Raw genomic sequence first — 25,251 nt, forward strand, 5'->3', positions numbered from 1 at the left:
CCGCATCGCGCGGTGCGCCACAGCACACGGAAACCAGCATGTCTATCAAGATTCGTAAGCTCGATTCCAGCACCGTCGGTTTTCAGAAGGCGCTGCGCGCGGTTCTCGCGTTCGAAGCGAGCGAGGATGACGCCATCGAGCGCGCCGTCGCGCAGATTCTCGCGGACGTGAAATCGCGCGGCGATGCCGCCGTGCTCGAATACACGAACAAGTTCGATCGCCTGAAGGCGGAAAGCGTCGCGGCGCTGGAACTGCCTCTTTCGGAGATGGAAGCCGCGCTCGAAGGGCTCGAGCCGAAGCGCCGCGCGGCGCTCGAAGCAGCGGCGGCGCGTGTGCGCGGCTACCACGAGAAGCAGCGCATCGAATGCGGAAGCCATAGCTGGCAATACACCGAAGCCGACGGCACCGTGCTCGGCCAGAAAGTCACGCCGCTCGATCGCGCCGGTATCTACGTGCCGGGCGGCAAGGCGGCGTATCCGTCGTCGGTGCTGATGAATGCGATTCCGGCGCGCGTAGCGGGCGTCAAGGAAATCGTGATGGTCGTGCCGACCCCCGACGGCGTGAAGAATCCGCTCGTGCTCGCCGCGGCGCTGCTCGGCGGTGTGGACCGCGTGTTCACCATCGGCGGAGCGCAGGCGGTCGGCGCGCTGGCCTACGGCACGGAATCCGTGCCGGCGGTCGACAAGATTTGCGGGCCGGGCAACGCGTATGTCGCATCGGCGAAGCGGCGCGTGTTCGGCACCGTCGGCATCGACATGATCGCGGGGCCGTCGGAAATTCTCGTGATTTGCGACGCCACCACCGATCCGCGCTGGGTCGCGATGGACCTCTTTTCGCAAGCCGAGCACGACGAACTCGCGCAATCCATTCTGCTGTGCCCCGATGCGGCGTTCATTCAGCGCGTGGAAGATGCGATCGTCGAACTGCTGCCCGCCATGCCGCGCCGCGACGTGATTCAACGCTCACTCGAGGATCGCGGCGCGCTGATCAAGGTGAAGGACATGGCCGAAGCCTGTACGATCGCCAACGACATCGCGCCGGAGCATCTGGAAATCTCCGCGCTCGATCCGCATCAGTGGGCCGCGCAGATTCACAACGCAGGCGCCATGTTCCTCGGCCGGTACACCAGCGAAAGCCTCGGCGATTACTGCGCCGGACCGAATCACGTGCTGCCGACTTCGCGGACCGCGCGTTTCTCGTCGCCGCTCGGCGTGTACGACTTCATGAAGCGTTCGAGCGTGATTGAAGTGAGCGCCGACGGCGCGCAGACGCTCGGTGAAATCGCGGCCGAACTCGCCTATGGTGAAGGCTTGCAGGCGCATGCGAAGAGCGCCGAATACCGGATGAAAAACCTCGGCTGAAGCGGGCCGATCCCATTGACCAAGGCGGACTGAGAGCCGCCGGCGGCTCCATGACGACACCACAAGACATCATTCGCCCCGACATCCTCGCGATGACGAGCTACCCCGTGCCCGATTCCACGGGTCTCATCAAGCTCGACGCGATGGAAAATCCGTACACGCTTCCAGCCGATCTCGCCGAGCGCCTCGGCGCGCATCTCGCGGGCGTCGCGCTGAATCGCTATCCGGCGCCGCGTCCGGCGGACCTCATCGCGAAACTCAAGCGCGCGATGCACGTGCCGGACGCCTGCGACGTGCTGCTCGGCAACGGCTCGGACGAATTGATCAGCCTGATGTCGATCGCATGTGCGAAGCCGGGCGCGAAGGTCGTCGCACCGGTGCCGGGCTTCGTGATGTATCAGATGTCGGCGGCTTTCGCGGGGCTGGAGTTCGTCGGCGTGCCGCTCAACGCCGACTTCACGCTCAATGCCGACGCGCTCGTCGCGACCATCGAAGAGCACGCGCCGGCGCTCATTTATCTGGCGTATCCGAACAACCCGACCGGCACGCTTTACGACGACGCCGACATCGAACGCGTGATCGCGGCGGCGGGCAGGAGTCTCGTCGTGATCGACGAGGCGTACCAGCCGTTCGCGGAGAAAACGTGGATGCCGCGTGCGGCGGAGTTCGACAACGTCGTCGTGATGCGGACGGTATCGAAGCTCGGACTGGCGGGTATCCGCCTCGGTTACATGGCAGGCCGTCCCGCGTGGATCAACCAGTTCGACAAGGTGCGCCCGCCGTACAACATCAACGTGCTGACGCAAGCCACCGCCGATTTTTTGCTCGATCATCTCGACGTGCTCGACGCCCAGGCTGCCGCGCTGCGCGAAGAGCGCACGCAACTGGCCCGTGAAGTGGCCGCGCTACCGGGCATGACAGTCTATCCGAGCGCGGGCAACTTTCTGCTCGTGCGCGTGCCGGACGCCGCGCTGGCGTTCGAAACGCTGCTTACGTCGCGGGTTCTGATCAAAAACGTGGGTAAAATGCACCCGTTGCTTTCAAACTGCGTGCGGTTGACGGTCGGAACCGCCGACGAGAACGCGCAGATGATCGCCGCGCTCAAGAAACTCTCTACTTTTGATTAAGCCTCAAGGAAACACCATGCGCATTGCGGAAGTCGTTCGCAACACCAGCGAAACGCAGATCCGTGTGAAGCTCGATCTGGACGGCGCCGGCAAGCAAAAGCTCGCTACCGGCGTGCCGTTCCTCGATCACATGCTCGATCAGATCGCCCGTCACGGGCTGTTCGACCTCGAAATCGAAGCGCATGGCGACCTCCATATCGACGATCACCACACTGTCGAGGACACGGGCATCACGCTGGGGCAAGCGGTGGCGAAGGCCATCGGCGACCGCAAGGGGATCCGCCGTTACGGACACTCGTACGTGCCGCTGGACGAAGCGCTTTCGCGCGTGGTCATCGATTTTTCGGGGCGGCCGGGGCTCGAGTTCAACGTGCCGTTTACGCGGGCTCGCATCGGCAATTTCGACGTCGATCTCACGATTGAATTCTTCCGCGGCTTCGTGAACCACGCCGGCGTGACGCTGCATATCGACAACCTGCGCGGCATCAACGCGCATCATCAGGTCGAGACCGTGTTCAAGGCGTTCGGCCGCGCGCTGCGCATGGCCGTCGAACTGGACGAACGCGCGGCGGGGCAGATTCCATCGACCAAGGGCAGTCTCTAAAAGCTGCATGCCGATTCGGCGCGATCCTGCGCACAACCCGGCTGGCCATCCGCGATGGATCTCTTCAAGTCGTTTATATCCTTGCTCGCGCTGATCAACCCGATCGGCGCGATACCGTTTTTTCTCAGTCTCACCGCGCAGCAGTCCGATGTGGAGAAGCGCAACACCATCCGCGTCGCGTGCATTTCGGTGTTTTGCGTGATCGCCGTGACCGCGCTGCTCGGGCAGCAGATCATCGCGTTCTTCGGCATCTCGGTCGGATCGTTCGAAGTCGGCGGCGGCATCATCATGTTGCTGATGGCGATCAGCATGTTGAACGCGCAAATCGGCAACGCGCGCTCGACGCCGGAAGAGCGCATGGAAGCCGAGGAGCGCAACAGCGTCGCCGTCGTGCCGCTCGCGATTCCGCTGCTCACCGGGCCGGGATCGATCAGCACGGTGATCGTCTACGCCGCGAACGCGCAGCACTGGTACGACCGCTTCGGCCTCGTCGTGCTGGGCGCGATCATCGCGGCGCTGTGCTTCGGCGCGCTGAACCTCGCCGAGCCGATCGCGCGCTGGGTCGGGCGCACCGGCATCAACATCGGCACGCGTCTCATGGGATTGATGTTGTCGGCGCTAGCGGTGGAATTCATCGTCGACGGATTGAAGGCCCTGTTGCCTACTTTGAAATGAAAACTTCGATTGCGATTGTTGATTACGGAATGGGCAACCTGCGCTCGGTGTATCAGGCGCTGAAGAAGGCCGCGCCGGACGCCGACGTGGCGATCGTCGATCAGCCGCAAGCCATCCATGCGGCCGATCGCATCGTGCTGCCCGGTCAGGGTGCGATGCGCGACTGCATGGCGCATCTCGGCGAATCGGGGTTGCAGGAAGCGGTGATGCAGGCGTCGCGCGAAAAGCCGATGCTCGGCGTGTGCGTCGGCGAGCAAATGCTCTTCGACTGGAGCGAGGAGGGCGACACCAAAGGCCTCGGGCTCTTCCCCGGCAAGGTGCTGCGCTTCCATCTGGAAGGCCGCGTGCAGGACGACGGCTCGCGCTTCAAGGTGCCGCAAATGGGCTGGAACCGCGTGCATCAGATGCAGGCGCATCCGGTATGGGACGGCATTGCGGATGGCGCGTTCTTCTACTTCGTGCACAGCTATCACGTGGTGCCCGACAATCCCGCACATACTTCGGGCGAAACCGTCTATGGCGACGCATTCACCTCCGCGGTCGCTCGCGACAACATTTTCGCAACGCAGTTTCACCCTGAAAAAAGCGCGGACGCGGGCCTGCGCCTGTATCGGAACTTCGTGCACTGGAATCCGTGAGACGCACCGCACGTTAGCCGTTCGACGTATGCCGGCCGCCGGCAGAATGCTGCAAGACTTGTACTACACTAGCGAGACGGCCCGGGCGGCCGTTCTCATCAATTTCACCCAGACACTACGCGATACCTATGCTGCTCATTCCGGCCATCGATCTTAAAGACGGTCAGTGCGTGCGCCTCAAGCAGGGCGATATGGACCAGGCGACCATTTTCTCGGAGAATCCGGCGGCGATGGCCCGGCATTGGGTCGACAAAGGGGCGCGCAGGCTGCACCTCGTCGATCTGAACGGGGCATTCGCGGGCAAGCCGCGAAACGGCGACGCGATCCGCGCGATCATCGAAGAAGTGGGCAGCGAGATCCCGGTGCAACTGGGCGGCGGCATTCGCGATCTGAACACGATCGAACGCTATCTGGACGATGGTCTCTCGTACGTGATCATCGGCACGGCGGCGGTGAAGAATCCGGGCTTTCTGCAGGACGCGTGCACCGCGTTCGCCGGGCACATCATCGTCGGGCTGGACGCGAAAGACGGCAAAGTCGCCACCGACGGCTGGAGCAAGCTGACCGGCCACGAAGTCGTGGATCTCGGCCGCAAGTTCGAGGACTACGGCTGCGAGTCGATCATCTATACCGATATCGGCCGCGACGGCATGCTTCAGGGCATCAACATCGACGCCACCGTGCGGCTTGCGCAAGCGGTCAAGATTCCGGTTATCGCGAGCGGCGGTCTGTCGAGCATCGCGGACATCGAGTCGCTGTGCGAAGTCGAGAGCGAAGGCATCGAAGGCGTGATCTGCGGCCGCGCGATCTACTCCGGCGATCTTGACTTCAACGCCGCCCAGACGCGCGCCGACGCGCTGCGCGAAGCGGACGACGCTTGAATTCCGCTGCTTCGCCTCTCGCGCGAATTGCTTGGTAGCGCGCCGGGCGGCGCAGGCCGCCCTCACTTGTATCGAACCGGCAGTGGCAAGAACATGGCTCTCGCAAAACGCATCATCCCTTGTCTCGACGTGACCGCTGGCCGCGTCGTCAAAGGAGTCAACTTCGTCGAACTGCGCGACGCGGGCGATCCCGTCGAAATTGCGCGGCGCTATGACGATCAGGGCGCCGACGAACTCACGTTCCTCGACATCACCGCGACGTCCGATCAACGCGATCTCATTCTGCCGATCATCGAAGCGGTCGCGTCCCAGGTCTTCATTCCGTTGACGGTCGGCGGCGGCGTGCGCGCGGTCGAAGACGTCCGCCGGCTGCTCAACGCGGGCGCGGACAAGATCAGCATGAATTCGTCGGCGGTCGCGAATCCGCAACTCGTGCGCGATGCGTCGGACAAGCACGGTTCGCAGTGCATCGTCGTCGCGATCGACGCGAAGCGCGTATCGGCGGAAGGCGAGCCGGCGCGCTGGGAAGTGTTCACGCACGGCGGCCGCAAGGCCACGGGCATCGACGCGATCGAATGGGCGCGCAAGATGGCTGAACTCGGCGCGGGCGAAATCCTGCTGACGAGCATGGATCGCGATGGCACGAAGGCCGGCTTCGACCTCGCGCTGACACGCGCCGTCTCGGATGCCGTGCCGGTGCCCGTGATCGCTTCGGGCGGCGTCGGCAACTTGCAGCATTTGGCGGACGGCATCGTCGATGGTCGCGCCGACGCGGTGCTCGCGGCGAGCATCTTCCACTACGGCGAGCACACGGTCGGGGAAGCGAAGCGCTTCATGGCCGACCAGGGTATTTCGGTGAGGATCTGAACGTGACCGATCAAGCCAGCTGGCTCGACAAGGTGAAGTGGGACGCCAACGGCCTCGTCCCGGTCATCGCGCAGGAGGCGTCGACGAACGACGTCCTGATGTTCGCGTGGATGAATCGCGAGGCGCTTGCGAAGACCATCGAACTGAAGCGCGCCGTGTATTTTTCGCGCTCGCGTCAGCGGTTGTGGTTCAAGGGCGAGGAATCGGGGCACGTACAACACGTCCATGACGTTCGCCTGGATTGCGACGAGGACGTCGTGCTGCTCAAAGTCGAGCAGGTTTCGGGCATCGCCTGCCACACGGGCCGCCACTCCTGTTTCTTCCAGAAATTCGAAGGAACGGCTGACAACGGCGAGTGGATCGCCGTCGAGCCGGTCCTGAAAGACCCAGAAAGCATCTATAAATGACGCAAGCCAACACGCTGGACACGCTGCTGCGCCTCGCCGCGGTAATCGACAGCCGCAAGGGCGGAGATCCGGAACAATCCTACGTTTCGCGACTCTTTCATAAAGGTGACGACGCGATCCTGAAGAAAATCGGCGAGGAAGCGACGGAAGTCGTGCTCGCCGCAAAGGACGCGCGCCACGGCGGCGCTCCGCGTGCGCTCGTCGGCGAAGTCGCCGATTTGTGGTTCCACTGTCTCGTGATGCTGTCGCATTTCGACCTGAGCCCGGCCGACGTCGTCGCCGAACTTGAGCGGCGCGAAGGTTTGTCGGGCATCGAGGAAAAGGCGCTGCGCAAATCGCGCGAGCGCGAACAGAACGGCGGCTGACGAGAGTTTCGCTCACATTCTCGCGCACGCGTTGGAGGCAAGCATGAGAACGCCCGATCAGCCGTATCCGCCGACCGTATTCACGGACCCCGGCGAAGCGGACCGCCTGCGCCGGCTGCGCACGCTGACGCATATCGTCTACGCGCTTTACGCGCTCTATTGGCTGACGGGCGGCTTGACCGTGCTCGTCGCCATCATCATCAATTACCTGAAGCGCGGCGACACCGTCGGCACGCCGTACGAGGCTCATTTCACGTGGCAGATACGCACGTTCTGGTGGGCGGTGCTCGGGCATGTCATTGGCGTAGCGTTGCTGTTCGTCGGCATCGGCTTCGTTATCTTGTTTGCGGTCGGTATCTGGACCCTTTATCGCGTCATCAAGGGCTGGCTGTTTCTATACGAAAACAAAGCGATCGAGCCGCGCGCGTGGTTTTGATCGGCAACGCCGGTTCTCCGGGCATTGGATACTCATGAGCCAAGACAACTGCATCTTCTGCAAGATTGCCGCCGGGCAGATCCCGAGCACGAAGGTCTACGAGGACGACGAGTTCGTCGCCTTCAACGACATCAACCCGGCCGCGCCGGTTCACGTGCTGGTCATCCCCCGCAAGCATATTGAAACACTTTCGGACTGCTCCGAAAGCGATGCTCCGTTGCTTGGTAGAATGGTGCATCTCGTTGGCCGTTTGGCAAAAGACCTGGGCGTTTCCTACACAGGGGGCGACACCGGTTTCCGCACGGTCATCAACACCGGGCCGGGCGGCGGGCAGGAGGTGTATCACATTCATGCGCATCTTTTGGCCGGGGAGCGCCCTTGGCGGCGGATGGGCTGACACGGCTTTCATCGGCGTGTCGGCTGTTCAAGGCAATATTGGGCGCGGAAAATCGATATTCGTGAGCTGAAGCGCCACCGCTTCGGCCAGGGCCGCAAAGTCAGGCATCCGTCGCGGAAATGGCTTTTCGGTCGAACTAAGGAGAGTTTTCATTCATGGGTTCGTTGAGCATTTGGCATTGGTTGATCGTGTTGCTGATCGTGGCGCTCGTCTTCGGGACGAAGAAACTGCGCAATATCGGCGGCGATCTGGGCGGCGCGGTGAAGGGCTTCAAGGAAGGCATGCGCGAAGGCGATAACCCCGCCTCGCCGGAACAGCGCGAACTGCCGCGCAACGGCGCAGTCGACGTGGAAGCGAAGGACAAGACCCGTTCCGGCGACTACCGTTAATCGGGCCGCTGACCGCAACCACTCACTTCCTCGTCAATGCTCGATCTCGGTCTGACCAAAATGGCGCTCATCGGCGTCGTCGCGCTGGTGGTGCTCGGGCCGGAGCGTTTGCCCGGCGTGGCGCGCACGGCTGGCGCGCTCTTCGGCCGCGCGCAGCGGTACATCAACGACGTGAAGTCGGAGGTGGCGCGCGAGATGGAGCTCGATGAGCTCAAGAAGATGCGCACGCAGTTCGAGACGGCGGCGTCGAATGTCGAGACGACGATTCACGACAACCTGAAACGCCACGAGTCGGAACTGAACGACGCGTGGAATCAGGGGACATCGGTTTCAAGCAGCATCGCGGGCGGCGGGGAATCGTCGGGTGCGGACGATGGCGGTTCCGGCGAGCAATGGCCCGCCGCTACGTCAACGCCTGCCAAGCGCAAGAACTGGCGCGTCAAGCAGAGCGCGGTTCCGAACTGGTACAAGCGCACGACCGCGCGCCGCACGCGTGTGCAGTCGGGCGCGGCGCGTGTCGCGCGGCACACGCCCGCCACCCTGCGCCGTCCGACGAAATTCTTCTGATACGGCCGCATTCCTTCCATCGATGACCCATACCGAGGGCCGGCGTGAGCGACCCGCAACAAAATAAAGACGAGCCCGTCGAAGAGACGTTCATTTCGCATCTGGTCGAACTGCGCGATCGCATCATCCGCGCGGGCGCGGCGGTCATCGTCGTATTCATCTCGCTCGTGTACTGGGCGCCCGATATCTTCAAGCTGCTTGCACGGCCGCTGATGCAGAACCTGCCGCGCGACGGCAAGATGATCGTCACCGACGTGACCGGCTCGTTCTTCGTGCCGATGAAGGTGACGATGCTCGTGGCGTTTGTCATCGCGCTGCCGATCGTGCTGTATCAGATCTGGGCGTTTGTCGCGCCGGGGCTGTATCAACATGAGAAGAAGCTCGTCGGGCCGCTCGTTTTCAGCAGCTATACGCTCTTTCTGTGCGGCATGGCCTTCGCCTATTTCATTGTGTTTCCGACCATTTTCCGCGTGATGGCGCATTACAACGCGCCGCTGGGCGCGGAAATGACAACGGATATCGACAATTACCTGAGCTTCGTGCTGACGATGTTCATCGCGTTCGGCGTGACGTTCGAGGTGCCGATCGTCGTCGTGTTGCTGGCGCGCATGGGCGTGGTGTCGATTCCGAAGCTGAAGCAGATTCGGCCTTACGTGATCGTCGGCGCGTTCGTCATCTCGGCCGTGGTGACGCCGCCGGACGTATTCTCCCAACTGATTCTCGCGATCCCGCTCGTCATTCTGTATGAGGCGGGGATCATTGCGGCGAGGTTCGTGGTCGGCAAGGAAGCGGTCAAAAGCGAGGAAGCGGCGGCGGAATAAGTTGAGCGTGGTGCGGCAGATTGTCGCGGTTGCCGGTTTCTCGATCGCGGTCGCACAGACAAAAAAAGGCAGCTTCCGTTCTACGGAGCTGCCTTTTTGGCTTCCAGCCACCGACGCCTTATTCGTCGCCCTGATCCCCTTGCTCCTCATCGGGCATTTGCGGGGCGCGCGGCTGTGCGGGCCGCTTGCCGATGGTCACGCTGACGTCCATTTCCTTGTTCTTGCGCATCAGGTGAACCTTCACCGCCGTGCCCGGCTTGATCTGCGCGACGACGTTAAGCAGGCGCGTGGTATCGGTAATCGTGTCCTCGTTGATGCTGACGAGGATATCGCCCGGCTTGATGCCCGCGCGGTCCGCCGGCCCGCCTTGCAGTACGCCCGCGACGATCGCGCCCGATTTCTGGTCGAGCCCGAACGACTCGGCAATCTCCGGCGTGACGTCCTGCGGCTCGACGCCGATCCATCCGCGCGTGACCGTGCCCGTCGTGATGATGCTTTCCAGCACGCTGCGCGCGGTCGAAACGGGGATGGCGAAGCCGATGCCGAGCGAGCCGCCGCTTCGCGAGTAGATTGCGGTGTTGATGCCGAGCAGGTTGCCTTCCACATCGACGAGTGCACCGCCCGAATTACCGGGATTGATGGCCGCGTCGGTCTGGATGAAATTCTCGAACGTGTTGATGCCGAGGTGATTGCGGCCAAGCGCGCTGACGATGCCCATGGTCACCGTTTGACCGACGCCGAACGGGTTGCCGATCGCCAGCACCACGTCGCCGACGTGCGCCTGATCCATCCGGCCGAGCGTGATGGTCGGCAGATTGGTCATGTTGATCTTCAGCACCGCGAGATCGGTCTCCGGATCGACGCCGATCACTTTCGCGCTCGACGTGCGGCCGTCCGCCAGCGCGACTTCGATCTGGTCCGCACCGTCCACGACATGCTGGTTCGTTAGAATGTAGCCTTCCGAGCTGACGATGACGCCCGAGCCCAGATTCGACGCAGGCGGCTCGTCGCTCTTGCGCCGGTTCTTGTCGCCGAAGAAGTAGCGGAACAGCGGGTCCTTCGAACGCGCGCCCGGCGGCAGGCTGCCGTCCTTGCTGGAGAACACGTTGACGACCGCGGGCATCGCCTTCTGCGCGCCCTCGGCATATGAAGACTGAAGCGGGCGCGAACCGATGCTCGGCGCCACTTCCTGTAACGCGACGATCGGCTCGGCGAGTTGCTTGCCAAACTGGCCCTGACGTTGAAGCCACTGCGGTTTCAGGGTCGCGATGATAAACATCAGAGCCAAAAGCACGGTGACCGCTTGGGCAAAAAACAGCCAGAAGCGTCTAAGCATTTGAAGGGATAGAGGATTTCATGGATCGGATCGAACTCGAATTGTATCTGAACAATCTGCTGGAAATCGGCCGCTTCAAGGACTATTGCCCGAACGGCCTACAGGTGGAAGGCACTCGCCGCGTTCAGAAAATCGCGACCGGCGTGACGGCTTCGCTTGCATTCATCGAAGCCGCGCTGGACTGGGGCGCGGACACGGTGCTGGTCCATCACGGCTATTTCTGGCGTAACGAAGCGCCGCAGATTACAGGACGGAAGCATCGGCGCTTGCGCACGTTGATCGCCAACGACATGAATCTGTTCGCGTACCATCTTCCGCTGGATTCGCATCCGGAACTCGGCAACAACGCGCAGCTTGGCGCGCGGTTCGGGCTGATCGCGGATGGACGGTTTGCCGATCAGGATCTCGGCTGGATCGCGCCGCTCACGATGCCGCTTTCCCTCGAGCACTTCACAGCGACGGTGGAAAATGCGCTGGGCCGCAAGCCGCTCGTCTTCGGCGATTCCGACCGGGAGTTGCGGCGCGTGGCGTGGTGCACCGGCGGCGCGCAAGGCTATTTCGAGCAGGCCGTCGAGGCGGGCGCGGATGTCTACGTGAGCGGTGAGGTCTCGGAGCAGACGATGCATATCGCGGCGGAATCCGGCGTCGCGTACATCGCAGCGGGGCATCACGCGACCGAGCGATACGGCGTGCAAGCGCTCGGCGCGCATCTGTCGGAGGAATTTGATATCGAGCACTTGTTCATTGATATCGATAATCCGGTTTAATGGCGTGTCGCCGATTGTTTGGTTCACGGAGCGGCTGCGTCTGGCTTAAAACATTGCTTTACTAGAACGCGCGAAAACGTGGGGAAAACCCGGAAGGCCCGGTTAGTTCGAGTGATTTTTACTGCGCGGGCCTTGTAAATGGCAACTCCATTCGCGCACACTAGCGGCGGAACACTGATGTGACGGTATAAATCCAACTCAGAAGTGGGGCGTGTGATGCGAGACAAGGACGATAACCGCGTCGACGGCGGCCGCCGTACCTGGCTGATTGCGACGACCGTAGCAGGTGGTTTCGGAGGTGTGGCAACCGTAGTGCCTTTCGTCAGTTCGTTTGCACCATCGGAAAAGGCGAAGGCGGCGGGCGCGCCCGTCGAGGTCGATATCAGCGGACTGAAGCCTGGCGAAATGATGACGGTCGCGTGGCGCGGCCGGCCGGTGTGGATCGTCAATCGCACCGAAGAAATGCTGGCTGACATCAAAAAGGCTGACAGCGAAGTAGCGGACCCGAATTCCAAGATGGAATTCTCGATGCCGTTACCAGAGTACTGCAACAACGAATATCGATCGCGCGCCGATCACAAGAACATTCTCGTGACCGTCGCCGTGTGTACGCACCTTGGTTGCACGCCGACGCCGCGATTTACCGAGGGGCCTCAACCCAATCTCCCCGATAACTGGCCGGGCGGTTTTTTGTGCCCATGCCACGGCTCGACTTATGACCTGGCGGGCCGCGTCTTCAAGAACAAGCCAGCGCCGCAGAATCTGGACGTGCCTCCATACATGTTCACATCGGCGACGCAACTCGTGATCGGCAAGGACGAAAAGGGAGAGGCTTAAATGGCGACCGCAGACAAGGATGTCGAAACGACGGGCTTGACGGGCTGGATCGACCGCCGGTTTCCGCTAACCGCGAGCTGGAAAAAGCACGTCTCCGAATACTACGCGCCGAAAAACTTCAATTTCTGGTATTTCTTCGGCTCGCTTGCATTGCTCGTGCTCGTTATTCAGATCGTGACGGGCATTTTTCTCGTCATGAATTACAAGCCGGATGCGACGCTCGCTTTCGCATCGGTCGAATACATCATGCGCGAGGTGCCGTGGGGCTGGCTCATCCGGTATATGCATTCGACCGGCGCGTCGATGTTTTTCGTCGTCGTTTATCTGCACATGTTCCGCAGCCTGATTTACGGCTCATACAGGAAGCCGCGTGAACTGGTCTGGATCTTCGGCTGCGCTATTTTCCTGTGTCTGATGGCAGAGGCCTTTTTCGGCTATTTGTTGCCGTGGGGGCAAATGTCGTTTTGGGGCGCGCAGGTCATCGTGAATCTCTTTTCCGCGATTCCCTTCATCGGTCCGGATTTGTCGTTGTGGATTCGCGGGGATTACGTGGTATCGGACGTCACGCTGAATCGCTTCTTCGCGTTTCACGTGATTGCGATTCCGCTCGTGCTGATCGGACTCGTCGTTGCGCATCTGGTCGCCCTGCATGAAGTCGGATCGAATAATCCCGACGGCATCGAAATCAAGGCGAAGAAGGATGCGAATGGCATTCCGCTCGACGGCATTCCGTTCCATCCATACTATTCGGTTCACGACTTCTTCGGTGTGTGCGTCTTTCTGCTCATCTTCGCGGCGATTATCTTTTTCGCGCCGGAAATGGGCGGCTACTTCCTCGAAGCAAATAACTTCGTGCCGGCGAATCCGCTGCAAACGCCGCCGGAGATCGCGCCTGTCTGGTACTTCACCGCGTTTTACGCGATGCTCCGCGCGACCACCGATCCGTTCAAGATCGTTCTGATGATCGTGATTGCGCTGCTTGGTGTGCTTGCGTTGCTGCGAGCGCGCGGCAAGTGGCGTATCGCGCTGCCGGTGCTGGCGCTCGTCGTGATCGTGTTCATGGCGTTGACCGAGTCGAAATTCTGGGGCGTGGTGGTGATGGGCACCGCGGTCATTTCGCTGTTTTTCTTGCCCTGGCTCGATCGCAGTCCGGTGAAGTCGATCCGCTACCGGCCGATGTTTCATAAGGTTCTGTACGCCATCTTCGTGATCGCATTTCTCGTGCTGGGCTTTCTGGGGACGAGGCCGCCATCGCCGGCAGGGACGCTCATCGCTCAAATTTGCGCACTTATTTACTTCGCGTTTTTCCTGGGCATGCCTTTCTGGACGCCGCGCGGCAGATTCAAGACGCCGCCCGAGCGCGTGAACTACAAACAGCACTGAGCTCACGTCCGGAGACTACGCGATGAAAAAATGGCTCTCTATGATGGCGATGATCGCCGCCGCGATGTTCTCATTCGGCGGCGCGCCGGCCCACGCGGAAGAGGAAGCGGTGCTCGACCGCGCTCCGAATAACGCCGACAATCTTGCGTCGTTGCAGCACGGCGCCCAAATGTTTGTAAACTATTGCCTGAATTGTCACAGTGCGACGTTGATGCGCTACAACCGGCTGACCGATCTCGGCATCAGCCAGAAAGAGATTCAGGACAATCTGCTGTTCACGACGGACAAGATCGGCAACACGATGAGCATCGCGATGCGCCCGGACGACGCGAAAGCGTGGTTTGGCGCATCGCCGCCGGATCTGTCGGTGGAGGCGAGGGCGCGTGGACGGGACTGGCTCTACACGTACATGCGCAGCTTCTACCGCGATCCGACGCGGCCGACCGGCTGGAACAATCGCGTGTACGAGAACGTCGGCATGCCCCATGTGCTGTGGACGCTGCAAGGCATCCGCGACGCGCGGTTCACGACGGAAACGGACGAAAGAACCGGCGAAAAGGTAAAAAGATTCGTGGGTTACACTCAGGTGACGCCTGGTGCCTTGTCGAACGTGGATTATGATTCAGCTGTGGCCGATCTCGTGTCGTACCTTTCGTGGATGTCCGAACCCGCCCAGCAAACCCGCAAACGTCTCGGCGTCTGGGTTCTGCTGTTCCTGGCGCTCCTCAGCTTCCTCGCATGGCGTCTGAACGCGGCATACTGGAGAGATATTAAATAGCACGCCAATCGACGGCGTGGGTCGGTGCGACGGCGCTTCCGCAAGGAAGCCGCCTCGGCCGGCCCTTCGAGTTTACTGAAGGGACTTTAAAAACATGATGGTTCTGTATTCCGGCACAACTTGCCCGTTCTCCCAGCGCTGCCGGCTGGTGTTGTTCGAAAAGGGCATGGATTTTGAGATCCGCGACGTCGATCTGTTCAACAAGCCGGAAGACATCGCGGTGATGAACCCTTACGGGCAGGTGCCGATCCTCGTCGAGCGTGACCTGATCCTGTACGAGTCGAATATCATCAACGAATATATCGACGAGCGGTTCCCGCATCCGCAGCTCATGCCGGCAGACCCGGTGCAGCGTGCGCGTGCGCGCCTGTTCCTGCTGAACTTCGAGAAAGAGTTGTTCGTGCATGTAGGCACGCTCGAGAACGAAAAGGGCAAGGCTGCGGAAAAGAACCACGAGAAGGCGCGCAGCGCGATCCGCGATCGCCTCACCCAGCTCGCCCCGATCTTCCTGAAGAACAAGTACATGCTGGGCGAAGAGTTCTCGATGCTGGACGTGGCGATCGCTCCGCTGCTGTGGCGTCTGGATCACTATGGCATCGAGTTGTCGAAGAATGCTGCGCCGTTGATGAAGTACGCCGAGCGGATCTTCAGCCGTCCGGCCTATATTGAAGCGCTGACGCCTTCCGAAAAGGTGATGCGTCGATAGTTTGCGAGAGCGGAGCGCGGCGGCGTGGGTTTGCACGGCCGTGCTCCGGCAGAGGAAAGTTGATGCAAGAAATCTCCACCAAGCCTTATCTGCTGCGCGCCCTCTACGAGTGGTGCACGGATAACGGTTTTACTCCGCATATCGCCGTTCGGGTCGATGGAGCGACGCGCGTGCCGCGTCAGTTCGTGCGCAATGACGAGATCGTGTTGAACATCAGCTTCGAGGCGACGAGCCAGTTGCAGATGGGTAACGAATGGATCGAGTTCAGCGCGCGATTCTCGGGCAAGTCGCACAAGATCGAGGTCCAGGTCGCGAACGTGCTCGCAATCTACGCGCGCGAGAATGGGCAGGGCATGGCGTTCCCAGTCGAGCCATCGCAGCACCCTGCAGTGGAGCCTGCGCGACCGACCGAACGCGAGGCGCGCCCGGCCGAGTCGATGGCCGAGGAGCGATCGGAAGCTGAGGGTGCGTTGGATAGCGATGAGCCGACTCTGGGCTCCGCGGACGACGACGCAAAATCTCCCGCGAGATCGCACCTCAAAGTCGTCAAATGAAGTAGAATCTCGTCCTTCGCCGGCTTAGCTCATCTGGTAGAGCAGTTGATTTGTAATCATCAGGTGGCGGGTTCGAGTCCTGCAGCCGGCACCAAGAAGCATATCGGCGGGTCGTGCGATGTTTGCGCGACCCGTTTGATTTCTGCGAATCACGTGTGATGCGGGTCTTGGAAGAGGTGCCGAAAGGCGAGTCGATAAGGTGCTTCAAAAACTTGTTGACAGACTTCGAAGCGATGTTCATAATCTCGTTTCTCTGCTGCTGATGCAGCGACGCAAGACGAAACAAGACGGTCTTAGCGAAAATGTTCTTTAAAAACTAACAGCCGATAAGTGTGGGCGCTTGATAGCGAGTGCGGCTTCGGTCTTCGGACTGGGGCAATAGCAAAAGTATCAAGAGTCTCACACGAAGTATTAAGAGGAAGGTTTTTCATCTTAGGATGAACAATCATCGTCAGTACGTTGAGTGAGCGACCGGTTTCTAACGGAACCGAAAAACAGTAACAGGTTTGAACTGAAGAGTTTGATCCTGGCTCAGATTGAACGCTGGCGGCATGCCTTACACATGCAAGTCGAACGGCAGCACGGGGGCAACCCTGGTGGCGAGTGGCGAACGGGTGAGTAATACATCGGAACGTGTCCTGTAGTGGGGGATAGCCCGGCGAAAGCCGGATTAATACCGCATACGATCTACGGAGGAAAGCGGGGGATCTTCGGACCTCGCGCTATAGGGGCGGCCGATGGCAGATTAGCTAGTTGGTGGGGTAAAGGCCTACCAAGGCGACGATCTGTAGCTGGTCTGAGAGGACGACCAGCCACACTGGGACTGAGACACGGCCCAGACTCCTACGGGAGGCAGCAGTGGGGAATTTTGGACAATGGGGGCAACCCTGATCCAGCAATGCCGCGTGTGTGAAGAAGGCCTTCGGGTTGTAAAGCACTTTTGTCCGGAAAGAAAACTTCGTCCCTAATATGGATGGAGGATGACGGTACCGGAAGAATAAGCACCGGCTAACTACGTGCCAGCAGCCGCGGTAATACGTAGGGTGCGAGCGTTAATCGGAATTACTGGGCGTAAAGCGTGCGCAGGCGGTCTGTTAAGACCGATGTGAAATCCCCGGGCTTAACCTGGGAACTGCATTGGTGACTGGCAGGCTTTGAGTGTGGCAGAGGGGGGTAGAATTCCACGTGTAGCAGTGAAATGCGTAGAGATGTGGAGGAATACCGATGGCGAAGGCAGCCCCCTGGGCCAACACTGACGCTCATGCACGAAAGCGTGGGGAGCAAACAGGATTAGATACCCTGGTAGTCCACGCCCTAAACGATGTCAACTAGTTGTTGGGGATTCATTTCCTTAGTAACGTAGCTAACGCGTGAAGTTGACCGCCTGGGGAGTACGGTCGCAAGATTAAAACTCAAAGGAATTGACGGGGACCCGCACAAGCGGTGGATGATGTGGATTAATTCGATGCAACGCGAAAAACCTTACCTACCCTTGACATGGTCGGAATCCTGCTGAGAGGCGGGAGTGCTCGAAAGAGAACCGGCGCACAGGTGCTGCATGGCTGTCGTCAGCTCGTGTCGTGAGATGTTGGGTTAAGTCCCGCAACGAGCGCAACCCTTGTCCTTAGTTGCTACGCAAGAGCACTCTAAGGAGACTGCCGGTGACAAACCGGAGGAAGGTGGGGATGACGTCAAGTCCTCATGGCCCTTATGGGTAGGGCTTCACACGTCATACAATGGTCGGAACAGAGGGTTGCCAAGCCGCGAGGTGGAGCCAATCCCAGAAAACCGATCGTAGTCCGGATCGCAGTCTGCAACTCGACTGCGTGAAGCTGGAATCGCTAGTAATCGCGGATCAGCATGCCGCGGTGAATACGTTCCCGGGTCTTGTACACACCGCCCGTCACACCATGGGAGTGGGTTTCACCAGAAGTAGGTAGCCTAACCGCAAGGAGGGCGCTTACCACGGTGGGATTCATGACTGGGGTGAAGTCGTAACAAGGTAGCCGTATCGGAAGGTGCGGCTGGATCACCTCCTTTCTCGAGCTTCGCACACTAAGTTAAGCGCTCACGCTTATCGGCTGTCAGAAAGACAGGCTAAGGGTCTGTAGCTCAGTCGGTTAGAGCACCGTCTTGATAAGGCGGGGGTCGTTGGTTCGAATCCAACCAGACCCACCAACGGTCGAGACGGGTTGAACAGGCCCTGCACACGGGGGATTAGCTCAGCTGGGAGAGCACCTGCTTTGCAAGCAGGGGGTCGTCGGTTCGATCCCGTCATCCTCCACCAAGTCCTCAATGCACAGCGCTCGGATGAGTGCTGCGCATTGGCGACTATAGCCAGTTGATGTCGCAAGTAGTGAATTACGCTTGTCGGCTAAACGTTCTTTAACAATCTGGAAGAAGTAGTAAAGAGAGTAGCGAAAGCGCTTAGAGATGGGCGTGAGTAGGTACTCAGGGTAGTGATTGTATCAAGTATGAAAAGTGATCTTAATGATGACTTGGAATACGGCACAACGCGAATACTCAGCCTATGGCGGGTGCGCTCGAGAGAGACACACTCGTTATAGGGTCAAGCGAACAAGTGCATGTGGTGGATGCCTTGGCGATCACAGGCGATGAAGGACGCGGTAGCCTGCGAAAAGCTCCGGGGAGCTGGCAAACAAGCTTTGATCCGGAGATGTCCGAATGGGGAAACCCGGCCCGTATGGGTCATCCGTGACTGAATACATAGGTCACGAGAAGCGAACGCGGTGAACTGAAACATCTAAGTAACCGCAGGAAAAGAAATCAACCGAGATTCCCAAAGTAGTGGCGAGCGAAATGGGAAGAGCCTGTACTCTTTATCTGCATTGTTAGCTGAACGCTCTGGAAAGTGCGGCCATAGCAGGTGATAGCCCTGTAAGCGAAAGCAGCGTGGAAGAACTAGGGGTACGACAAGTAGGGCGGGACACGTGAAATCCTGTCTGAAGATGGGGGGACCATCCTCCAAGGCTAAATACTCGTGATCGACCGATAGTGAACCAGTACCGTGAGGGAAAGGCGAAAAGAACCCCGGGAGGGGAGTGAAATAGATCCTGAAACCGCATGCATACAAACAGTCGGAGCCTCGCAAGGGGTGACGGCGTACCTTTTGTATAATGGGTCAGCGACTTACGTTCAGTAGCGAGCTTAACTGATTAAGGCAGGCGTAGCGAAAGCGAGTCCGAATAGGGCGATCAGTTGCTGGGCGTAGACCCGAAACCAAGTGATCTATCCATGGCCAGGTTGAAGGTGCGGTAACACGTACTGGAGGACCGAACCCACTAACGTTGAAAAGTTAGGGGATGAGCTGTGGATAGGGGTGAAAGGCTAAACAAACTTGGAAATAGCTGGTTCTCTCCGAAAACTATTTAGGTAGTGCCTCGTGTATCACCTTCGGGGGTAGAGCACTGTCATGGTTGTGGGGTCCATTGCGGATTACTACGCCATAGCAAACTCCGAATACCGAAGAGTGCAATCACGGGAGACAGACATCGGGTGCTAACGTCCGGTGTCAAGAGGGAAACAACCCAGACCGCCAGCTAAGGTCCCAAAGATTGGCTAAGTGGGAAACGAAGTGGGAAGGCTAAAACAGTCAGGAGGTTGGCTTAGAAGCAGCCACCCTTTAAAGAAAGCGTAATAGCTCACTGATCGAGTCGTCCTGCGCGGAAGATGTAACGGGGCTCAAGCCAGTCACCGAAGCTGCGGATACGTACGCAAGTACGTGTGGTAGGAGAGCGTTCCGTAAGCCTGCGAAGGTGCGTTGAAAAGCGTGCTGGAGGTATCGGAAGTGCGAATGCTGACATGAGTAGCGATAAAGGGGGTGAAAAGCCCCCTCGCCGTAAGCCCAAGGTTTCCTACGCAACGTTCATCGGCGTAGGGTGAGTCGGCCCCTAAGGCGAGGCAGAAATGCGTAGCTGATGGGAAGCAGGTCAATATTCCTGCACCATTGTTAGATGCGATGGGGGGACGGATCGCGGAAGGTTGTCCGGGTGTTGGAAGTCCCGGTCGCTGCGTTGGAGAAGGCACTTAGGCAAATCCGGGTGCGTAATTCAAGGGCGTGGCGCGAGCTTCTTCGGAAGCGAAGCAATTGGAAGTGGTTCCAAGAAAAGCCTCTAAGCTTCAGTCTAATAGTGACCGTACCGCAAACCGACACAGGTGGGCGAGATGAGTATTCTAAGGCGCTTGAGAGAACTCGGGAGAAGGAACTCGGCAAATTGGTACCGTAACTTCGGGATAAGGTACGCCTCTGTAGCTTGACTGGCCTGCGCCAGGAGGGTGAAGAGGTTGCAATAAACTGGTGGCTGCGACTGTTTAATAAAAACACAGCACTCTGCAAACACGAAAGTGGACGTATAGGGTGTGACGCCTGCCCGGTGCCGGAAGATTAAATGATGGGGTGCAAGCTCTTGATTGAAGTCCCGGTAAACGGCGGCCGTAACTATAACGGTCCTAAGGTAGCGAAATTCCTTGTCGGGTAAGTTCCGACCTGCACGAATGGCGTAACGATGGCCACACTGTCTCCTCCCGAGACTCAGCGAAGTTGAAGTGTTTGTGATGATGCAATCTCCCCGCGGCTAGACGGAAAGACCCCATGAACCTTTACTGTAGCTTTGCATTGGACTTTGAACCGATCTGTGTAGGATAGGTGGGAGGCTATGAAGCGGGAACGCCAGTTTCCGTGGAGCCGTCCTTGAAATACCACCCTGGTTTGTTTGAGGTTCTAACCTTGGTCCGTGATCCGGATCGGGGACAGTGCATGGTAGGCAGTTTGACTGGGGCGGTCTCCTCCCAAAGTGTAACGGAGGAGTACGAAGGTACGCTAGGTACGGTCGGAAATCGTGCTGATAGTGCAATGGCATAAGCGTGCTTAACTGCGAGACCGACAAGTCGAGCAGGTGCGAAAGCAGGTCATAGTGATCCGGTGGTTCTGTATGGAAGGGCCATCGCTCAACGGATAAAAGGTACTCTGGGGATAACAGGCTGATACCGCCCAAGAGTTCATATCGACGGCGGTGTTTGGCACCTCGATGTCGGCTCATCTCATCCTGGGGCTGTAGCCGGTCCCAAGGGTATGGCTGTTCGCCATTTAAAGAGGTACGTGAGCTGGGTTTAAAACGTCGTGAGACAGTTTGGTCCCTATCTGCCGTGGGCGTTGGATATTTGAAGGGGGCTGCTCCTAGTACGAGAGGACCGGAGTGGACGAACCTCTGGTGTACCGGTTGTCACGCCAGTGGCATCGCCGGGTAGCTATGTTCGGAAGAGATAACCGCTGAAAGCATCTAAGCGGGAAACTCGCCTTAAGATGAGATATCCCCGGGGCTTCGAGCCCCTTGAAGGGTCGTTCCAGACCAGGACGTTGATAGGTCAGGTGTGTAAGTGCAGTAATGCATTGAGCTAACTGATACTAATTGCCCGTAAGGCTTGATCCTATAACCAGTGTGTTTCCGATCCCCGCAGGGGATGCACCGCTGGTTGAGTAAGCGACTGTGCCACAGTCACCACCCGAATTCATTACTGCTTCTTCCCAGATTGGTTGTGCGCCCCACAAGGCGCGCAACAACAAGTCATGCCTGATGACCATAGCGAGTCGGTACCACCCCTTCCCATCCCGAACAGGACCGTGAAACGACTCCACGCCGATGATAGTGCGGATTGCCCGTGTGAAAGTAGGTAATCGTCAGGCTCCTCATGCTAAAAACAAAAACCCCACCCCGCAAAGGTGGGGTTTTTGCGTTTCAATCACGCATCTTTCGCAGATTTCCGCGATATCAGCGCGCGATGACTGCGCGCTAAAATTCCCCTTCGTAATCCGAACGGCCGTTGCCATCGAGTCCTAATGCTACGTTTAAGCGAAATCAAGCTCCCGCTCGATCATCCTGAGTCGGCCATCGAGCCGGCCGTCGTGGCGCGTCTTGCGGAAATCGGTGTCTCGGCCGATGAACTCGTGAGTTTCCAAGTCTTCCGTCGCGCACACGATGCCCGCAAGCGGAGCGATATCAAGCTCACGTACATCATCGATGTCACTTTGCAAGACGAGGCGTCTGCTCTGCAGCGCTTGAAGAGCCATCCGCATCCGCATTGCGGCGTTACGCCGGACATGGCTTACCGCTTCGTGGCGAGAGCACCTGAACGCTCGAACATGCTTCGTCCCGTCGTGATCGGGATGGGGCCGTGCGGACTCTTCGCTGGGCTGATTCTGGCGCAAATGGGCTTTCGGCCCGTCATCCTCGAGCGCGGAAAGGCTGTGCGCGAACGGACGAAAGACACGTGGGGCCTTTGGCGACGAAACGAACTCAATCCCGAGTCGAATGTGCAGTTCGGCGAGGGCGGGGCAGGCACGTTCTCGGACGGCAAGCTCTATAGCCAGATCAAGGACCCAAAGCATTACGGTCGGAAGGTGCTCGACGAGTTCGTCAAAGCCGGCGCGCCGGACGATATCCTCTATCTGAGCCGGCCGCACATCGGCACGTTCCGGCTTGTGAGCATGGTCGAGAAGATGCGCGCGACCATTCACCAGCTTGGCGGCGAAGTGCGGTTCCAGCAACGCGTCGAAGATATCGATATCGACAATGGAAAGGTGCGCGGCCTGCGTCTGTCGACCGGCGAAGTTCTGCGCTGCGATCATGTCGTGCTGGCCGTCGGACACAGCGCACGCGATACCTTCGAGATGCTGCACAGCCGCGGCGTCTACATGGAAGCCAAGCCGTTCTCGCTTGGGTTTCGCATCGAGCATCCGCAGGGCGTGATCGACAGGGCGCGTTTCGGCAAATTTGCCGGTCACGAACGCCTTGGCGCGGCAGACTACAAGGTGGTCCACCACTGCAGTAACGGACGGGCGGTCTATAGCTTCTGCATGTGCCCGGGCGGAACGGTCGTGGCCGCTGCGTCGGAGCCAGGGCGCGTCGTCACGAACGGCATGAGCCAGTATTCGCGAGCCGAGCGGAATGCGAACGCGGGCATCGTCGTTGGCATCACGCCAGAGGATTTCCCCGGCGGCCCGCTGGCCGGCATCGCGTTCCAACGAAAGTGGGAAGAGCGCGCGTTCGAGCTTGGCGGCGGTGATTACAGCGCGCCAGGACAACTGGTCGGCGACTTCATCGCAGGGCGTGCATCGGCGTCGCTGGGCTCCGTCATGCCGTCGTACAAGCCGGGCGTCAAGCCGACCGACCTCAGCACTGCACTGCCCGACTACGTGATCGAAGCGATTCGCGAGGCGTTGCCGGAACTCGACAAGAAGATTCCTGGCTTCGCGATGCACGACGCTGTGCTGACGGGCGTCGAAACGCGGACATCATCGCCGATACGCGTGCGGCGCAAGGATGACTATCAGAGCGTCAATGTCGATGGGCTGTATCCGGCGGGTGAGGGGGCGGGCTACGCTGGCGGGATTTATTCGGCGGCGATCGACGGCATCGAAGTTGCCGAAGCTGTAGCGCTCAAGATGATGGCGGAAGATTCGGCGACCGTCTGAGGGAGTACGCCGTTCGAGGACGTTGGGGCGCCACCGCACTGCCGAACGAGTGCTTCAAACAGGTCGCAAACGCACGTTAGAAAACGTGCAAAGAACAGAATCGGAGCCGGCGACTGACGCTTTCCCCGGCGCCAATCAACGCCACGGTGCCGCCGCGCGATCGAATGCGTACGCACATCTGTGGCAGGCCATTGCGGAAAGCGGAGGAACGAACCGCGCGCTTTAGCCAGCGAATCGAAAGGATATAGCCGCCGCATCGCCCGCCTTAACCCGCGATCCGATGCGACGCCGACATCCCTTCAACGCAGCGAACCGGCCAATCAGGTCACCACGCCCACTTGCCACGGCACGAACTCGCTCTGCCCGTAGCCATTCAACTCGCTCTTCGACGCAACGCCCGACGCGCAATCCAGCATCATCTGAAAAATCTGCTCGCCGAGTTCGTCGATGGTCGCGGTGCCGTCAATCACACCGCCGCAGTTGATGTCCATGTCCTCTTCCTGACGCTCCCACAACGCGGTGTTCGTCGCCAGCTTCAGTGAAGGGGACGGCGCGCAGCCATAAGCCGAGCCGCGTCCGGTCGTGAAGCAGATAAGGTTCGCACCCGACGCCACCTGCCCGGTCGCGGACATCGGGTCGTAGCCGGGCGAATCCATGAAGACGAAGCCCTTCGCGTGGATGCGTTCCGCGTACTCGTAGACCTCGACCAGATTCGTCGTGCCGCCCTTGGCGACCGCGCCCAGCGACTTTTCGAGAATGGTCGTGAGTCCGCCGACCTTGTTGCCCGCCGACGGATTGTTGTCCATTGCCGCGCCGTTGCGGGCGCAGTACTCCTCCCACCACTTGATGCGCGCGAGCAGCTTTTCGCCGACTTCGCGGCTGACTGCGCGCCGCGTCAGCAGATGTTCCGCCCCGTACACTTCCGGCGTCTCCGAAAGAATGGCCGTGCCGCCATGACTGACGAGCTTGTCGACGGCTGCGCCCAACGCGGGGTTTGCCGAAATGCCCGAATAGCCATCCGATCCGCCGCACTGCAATCCGACGATCAAGTGCGATGCCGGCACCGGCTCACGCTGCACACGATTCGCGTCCGCGAGCATCTCCTTGACTATCGCGATGCCGTGTTCGATGGTCTTCTTCGTTCCGCCGCTGTCCTGAATCGTGAAGCTGCGCAGCCGTTCTCCGTCCTTGAGACCGCTCGATTCGAGCACGCCGGCAATCTGATTCGTCTCGCATCCCAGTCCGACGAAGAGCACCGAATGAAAATTCGGATGCACCGCATACCCGGCCAGCGTGCGCCGCAGAATACCCAGCCCTTCGCCCTGCATGTCGATGCCGCATCCGAGGCCATGCGTCAGCGCGATCACGCCGTCGACGTTTGGAAACTCCGCGAGCTCTTCCGGATGCACGTCGCGCCGGAAGTGGTCCGCAATCGCTCGAGCGACGGTCGCCGAGCAGTTCACGCTCGTCAGCACGCCGATGAAGTTGCGCGTCGCCACGCGGCCATCGTCGCGCCGGATGCCCATGAACGTCGCGGGCGTATCGACGGCAGGCGTCGGATGCTTGTCGACGCCGAATTCGTGCTCCCGCGCGAAATCGGCCATCGACAGATTCTGCGTATGCACGTGCTGGCCGCGTGCGATCGGCTCCCGCGCCACACCGATGATCTGGTTGTAGCGCTTGACGGGCTCGCCGGCGGCAATCGCCCGCGTCGCAATCTTGTGGCCCGGCGGGATCAGTCCCGCGACAACCAGATCCTCCGACGCGATGCGCGCGCCGGAGACGAGTTGCCGCGTCGCGATCACGACGTCGTCGTTGGGGTGCAGCCGGATGACCGCATGGTCGGTGGATGTGGTGGACATG

Annotated in this window: 24 protein-coding genes, 3 tRNA genes and 3 rRNA genes; 27 read left to right on the forward strand and 3 right to left on the reverse strand. The window is 59.8% G+C overall.

Features of this window, described 5'->3' with window-relative positions; translation table 11 throughout:
• Positions 1 to 38 precede the first annotated feature (38 nt).
• From hisD to LDZ21_RS01755, 11 genes are all read left to right on the forward strand, one after another.
• Complete coding sequence (gene hisD, locus LDZ21_RS01705; protein ID WP_244793916.1) at positions 39 to 1,361, forward strand: histidinol dehydrogenase; 1,323 nt, start codon at positions 39 to 41, stop codon at positions 1,359 to 1,361.
• A gap of 50 nt (positions 1,362 to 1,411) precedes the next feature.
• Positions 1,412 to 2,488, forward strand: a complete 1,077-nt coding sequence (hisC, locus tag LDZ21_RS01710) for a histidinol-phosphate transaminase (RefSeq protein ID WP_244793917.1) — start codon at positions 1,412 to 1,414, stop codon at positions 2,486 to 2,488.
• A gap of 16 nt (positions 2,489 to 2,504) precedes the next feature.
• Positions 2,505 to 3,092, forward strand: coding sequence for an imidazoleglycerol-phosphate dehydratase HisB (hisB, locus tag LDZ21_RS01715; RefSeq protein ID WP_035967682.1), 588 nt, complete (start codon positions 2,505 to 2,507; stop codon positions 3,090 to 3,092).
• A 54-nt stretch (positions 3,093 to 3,146) separates the two neighbouring features.
• Entirely contained in the window at positions 3,147 to 3,767 is a 621-nt protein-coding gene (locus LDZ21_RS01720; RefSeq protein ID WP_244793918.1) for a YchE family NAAT transporter, read from the forward strand.
• Positions 3,764 to 4,405: an imidazole glycerol phosphate synthase subunit HisH gene (gene hisH / locus LDZ21_RS01725; RefSeq protein ID WP_244793919.1), complete on the forward strand. Its 642-nt coding sequence runs from the start codon at positions 3,764 to 3,766 to the stop codon at positions 4,403 to 4,405. The genes LDZ21_RS01720 and hisH overlap by 4 nt, the downstream gene beginning before the upstream one ends.
• 128 nt (positions 4,406 to 4,533) lie before the next feature.
• Entirely contained in the window at positions 4,534 to 5,286 is a 753-nt protein-coding gene (gene hisA, locus LDZ21_RS01730) for a 1-(5-phosphoribosyl)-5-[(5-phosphoribosylamino)methylideneamino]imidazole-4-carboxamide isomerase (protein ID WP_244793920.1), read from the forward strand.
• A 93-nt stretch (positions 5,287 to 5,379) separates the two neighbouring features.
• Positions 5,380 to 6,153: an imidazole glycerol phosphate synthase subunit HisF gene (gene hisF / locus LDZ21_RS01735; protein ID WP_035967688.1), complete on the forward strand. Its 774-nt coding sequence runs from the start codon at positions 5,380 to 5,382 to the stop codon at positions 6,151 to 6,153.
• Between the two features lie 2 nt (positions 6,154 to 6,155).
• Positions 6,156 to 6,560 (forward strand): phosphoribosyl-AMP cyclohydrolase, encoded by a 405-nt coding sequence (hisI, locus tag LDZ21_RS01740; protein WP_035967690.1) that lies wholly within the window; start codon positions 6,156 to 6,158, stop codon positions 6,558 to 6,560.
• Positions 6,557 to 6,925: a phosphoribosyl-ATP diphosphatase gene (locus tag LDZ21_RS01745; RefSeq protein ID WP_035967691.1), complete on the forward strand. Its 369-nt coding sequence runs from the start codon at positions 6,557 to 6,559 to the stop codon at positions 6,923 to 6,925. The genes hisI and LDZ21_RS01745 overlap by 4 nt, the downstream gene beginning before the upstream one ends.
• 43 nt (positions 6,926 to 6,968) lie before the next feature.
• A complete protein-coding gene (locus LDZ21_RS01750; RefSeq protein WP_244793921.1) occupies positions 6,969 to 7,361 on the forward strand; it encodes a DUF4870 family protein in 393 nt (130 codons plus the stop codon).
• Between the two features lie 34 nt (positions 7,362 to 7,395).
• Positions 7,396 to 7,758 (forward strand): histidine triad nucleotide-binding protein, encoded by a 363-nt coding sequence (locus LDZ21_RS01755; RefSeq protein WP_035967695.1) that lies wholly within the window; start codon positions 7,396 to 7,398, stop codon positions 7,756 to 7,758.
• A 27-nt stretch (positions 7,759 to 7,785) separates the two neighbouring features.
• Here LDZ21_RS01755 and LDZ21_RS31145 read toward each other — a convergent pair whose 3' ends face one another.
• On the reverse strand, positions 7,786 to 7,911 hold the full coding sequence (locus LDZ21_RS31145) for a hypothetical protein (protein WP_280519416.1): 126 nt from the start codon (positions 7,909 to 7,911) through the stop codon (positions 7,786 to 7,788).
• A 2-nt stretch (positions 7,912 to 7,913) separates the two neighbouring features.
• On the opposite strand from LDZ21_RS31145, the gene tatA reads away from it, so the two are divergent.
• From tatA to tatC, 3 genes are read left to right on the forward strand one after another with little or no spacing between them, the layout of a single operon-like run.
• Positions 7,914 to 8,147, forward strand: a complete 234-nt coding sequence (gene tatA, locus LDZ21_RS01760; protein WP_244793922.1) for a Sec-independent protein translocase subunit TatA — start codon at positions 7,914 to 7,916, stop codon at positions 8,145 to 8,147.
• 36 nt (positions 8,148 to 8,183) lie between these two features.
• On the forward strand, positions 8,184 to 8,714 hold the full coding sequence (tatB, locus tag LDZ21_RS01765; protein WP_035967697.1) for a Sec-independent protein translocase protein TatB: 531 nt from the start codon (positions 8,184 to 8,186) through the stop codon (positions 8,712 to 8,714).
• 44 nt (positions 8,715 to 8,758) lie between these two features.
• Positions 8,759 to 9,535 (forward strand): twin-arginine translocase subunit TatC, encoded by a 777-nt coding sequence (gene tatC / locus LDZ21_RS01770; RefSeq protein WP_035967700.1) that lies wholly within the window; start codon positions 8,759 to 8,761, stop codon positions 9,533 to 9,535.
• 118 nt (positions 9,536 to 9,653) lie between these two features.
• Here tatC and LDZ21_RS01775 read toward each other — a convergent pair whose 3' ends face one another.
• Positions 9,654 to 10,871, reverse strand: coding sequence for a S1C family serine protease (locus LDZ21_RS01775; RefSeq protein ID WP_035967702.1), 1,218 nt, complete (start codon positions 10,869 to 10,871; stop codon positions 9,654 to 9,656).
• Positions 10,872 to 10,891: 20 nt separating this feature from the next.
• Between LDZ21_RS01775 and LDZ21_RS01780 the strand changes: the two genes are divergently transcribed.
• From LDZ21_RS01780 to LDZ21_RS01840, 13 genes are all read left to right on the forward strand, one after another.
• Positions 10,892 to 11,638, forward strand: coding sequence for a Nif3-like dinuclear metal center hexameric protein (locus LDZ21_RS01780; protein ID WP_244793923.1), 747 nt, complete (start codon positions 10,892 to 10,894; stop codon positions 11,636 to 11,638).
• Between the two features lie 216 nt (positions 11,639 to 11,854).
• Complete coding sequence (gene petA / locus LDZ21_RS01785) at positions 11,855 to 12,475, forward strand: ubiquinol-cytochrome c reductase iron-sulfur subunit (protein ID WP_244793924.1); 621 nt, start codon at positions 11,855 to 11,857, stop codon at positions 12,473 to 12,475.
• Entirely contained in the window at positions 12,476 to 13,858 is a 1,383-nt protein-coding gene (locus LDZ21_RS01790; RefSeq protein WP_244793925.1) for a cytochrome b, read from the forward strand.
• Between the two features lie 22 nt (positions 13,859 to 13,880).
• Entirely contained in the window at positions 13,881 to 14,636 is a 756-nt protein-coding gene (locus tag LDZ21_RS01795; protein ID WP_244793926.1) for a cytochrome c1, read from the forward strand.
• 94 nt (positions 14,637 to 14,730) lie between these two features.
• The gene (locus LDZ21_RS01800) at positions 14,731 to 15,342 is read left to right on the forward strand and encodes a glutathione S-transferase N-terminal domain-containing protein (RefSeq protein ID WP_008344155.1); all 612 of its coding nucleotides are present in this window, start codon (positions 14,731 to 14,733) and stop codon (positions 15,340 to 15,342) included.
• 62 nt (positions 15,343 to 15,404) lie between these two features.
• Positions 15,405 to 15,896, forward strand: a complete 492-nt coding sequence (locus tag LDZ21_RS01805) for a ClpXP protease specificity-enhancing factor (protein ID WP_244793927.1) — start codon at positions 15,405 to 15,407, stop codon at positions 15,894 to 15,896.
• A gap of 18 nt (positions 15,897 to 15,914) precedes the next feature.
• A tRNA-Thr gene (locus LDZ21_RS01810) sits at positions 15,915 to 15,990 on the forward strand.
• 414 nt (positions 15,991 to 16,404) lie between these two features.
• Positions 16,405 to 17,936: ribosomal RNA gene (locus tag LDZ21_RS01815) — 16S ribosomal RNA — on the forward strand.
• Positions 17,937 to 17,997: 61 nt separating this feature from the next.
• Positions 17,998 to 18,074, forward strand: a tRNA-Ile gene (locus tag LDZ21_RS01820).
• A 33-nt stretch (positions 18,075 to 18,107) separates the two neighbouring features.
• Positions 18,108 to 18,183: transfer RNA gene (locus LDZ21_RS01825), tRNA-Ala, on the forward strand.
• A gap of 280 nt (positions 18,184 to 18,463) precedes the next feature.
• Positions 18,464 to 21,346: ribosomal RNA gene (locus tag LDZ21_RS01830) — 23S ribosomal RNA — on the forward strand.
• A gap of 140 nt (positions 21,347 to 21,486) precedes the next feature.
• A 5S ribosomal RNA gene (gene rrf / locus LDZ21_RS01835) occupies positions 21,487 to 21,600 on the forward strand.
• Together the 16S, 23S and 5S rRNA genes with 3 tRNA genes alongside form the textbook arrangement of a ribosomal RNA operon.
• Positions 21,601 to 21,753: 153 nt before the next feature.
• Positions 21,754 to 23,388 carry an NAD(P)/FAD-dependent oxidoreductase gene (locus tag LDZ21_RS01840; RefSeq protein ID WP_244793928.1) on the forward strand — a complete coding sequence of 545 codons (1,635 nt, stop codon included), beginning with the start codon at positions 21,754 to 21,756 and terminating at the stop codon, positions 23,386 to 23,388.
• Positions 23,389 to 23,708: 320 nt separating this feature from the next.
• Here LDZ21_RS01840 and LDZ21_RS01845 read toward each other — a convergent pair whose 3' ends face one another.
• Entirely contained in the window at positions 23,709 to 25,250 is a 1,542-nt protein-coding gene (locus LDZ21_RS01845) for a D-arabinonate dehydratase (RefSeq protein WP_244793929.1), read from the reverse strand.
• Between the last annotated feature and the right edge of the window lies 1 nt (position 25,251).

It is taken from the genome of Caballeronia grimmiae (assembly GCF_022879615.1).
Classification (GTDB): domain Bacteria; phylum Pseudomonadota; class Gammaproteobacteria; order Burkholderiales; family Burkholderiaceae; genus Caballeronia; species Caballeronia grimmiae.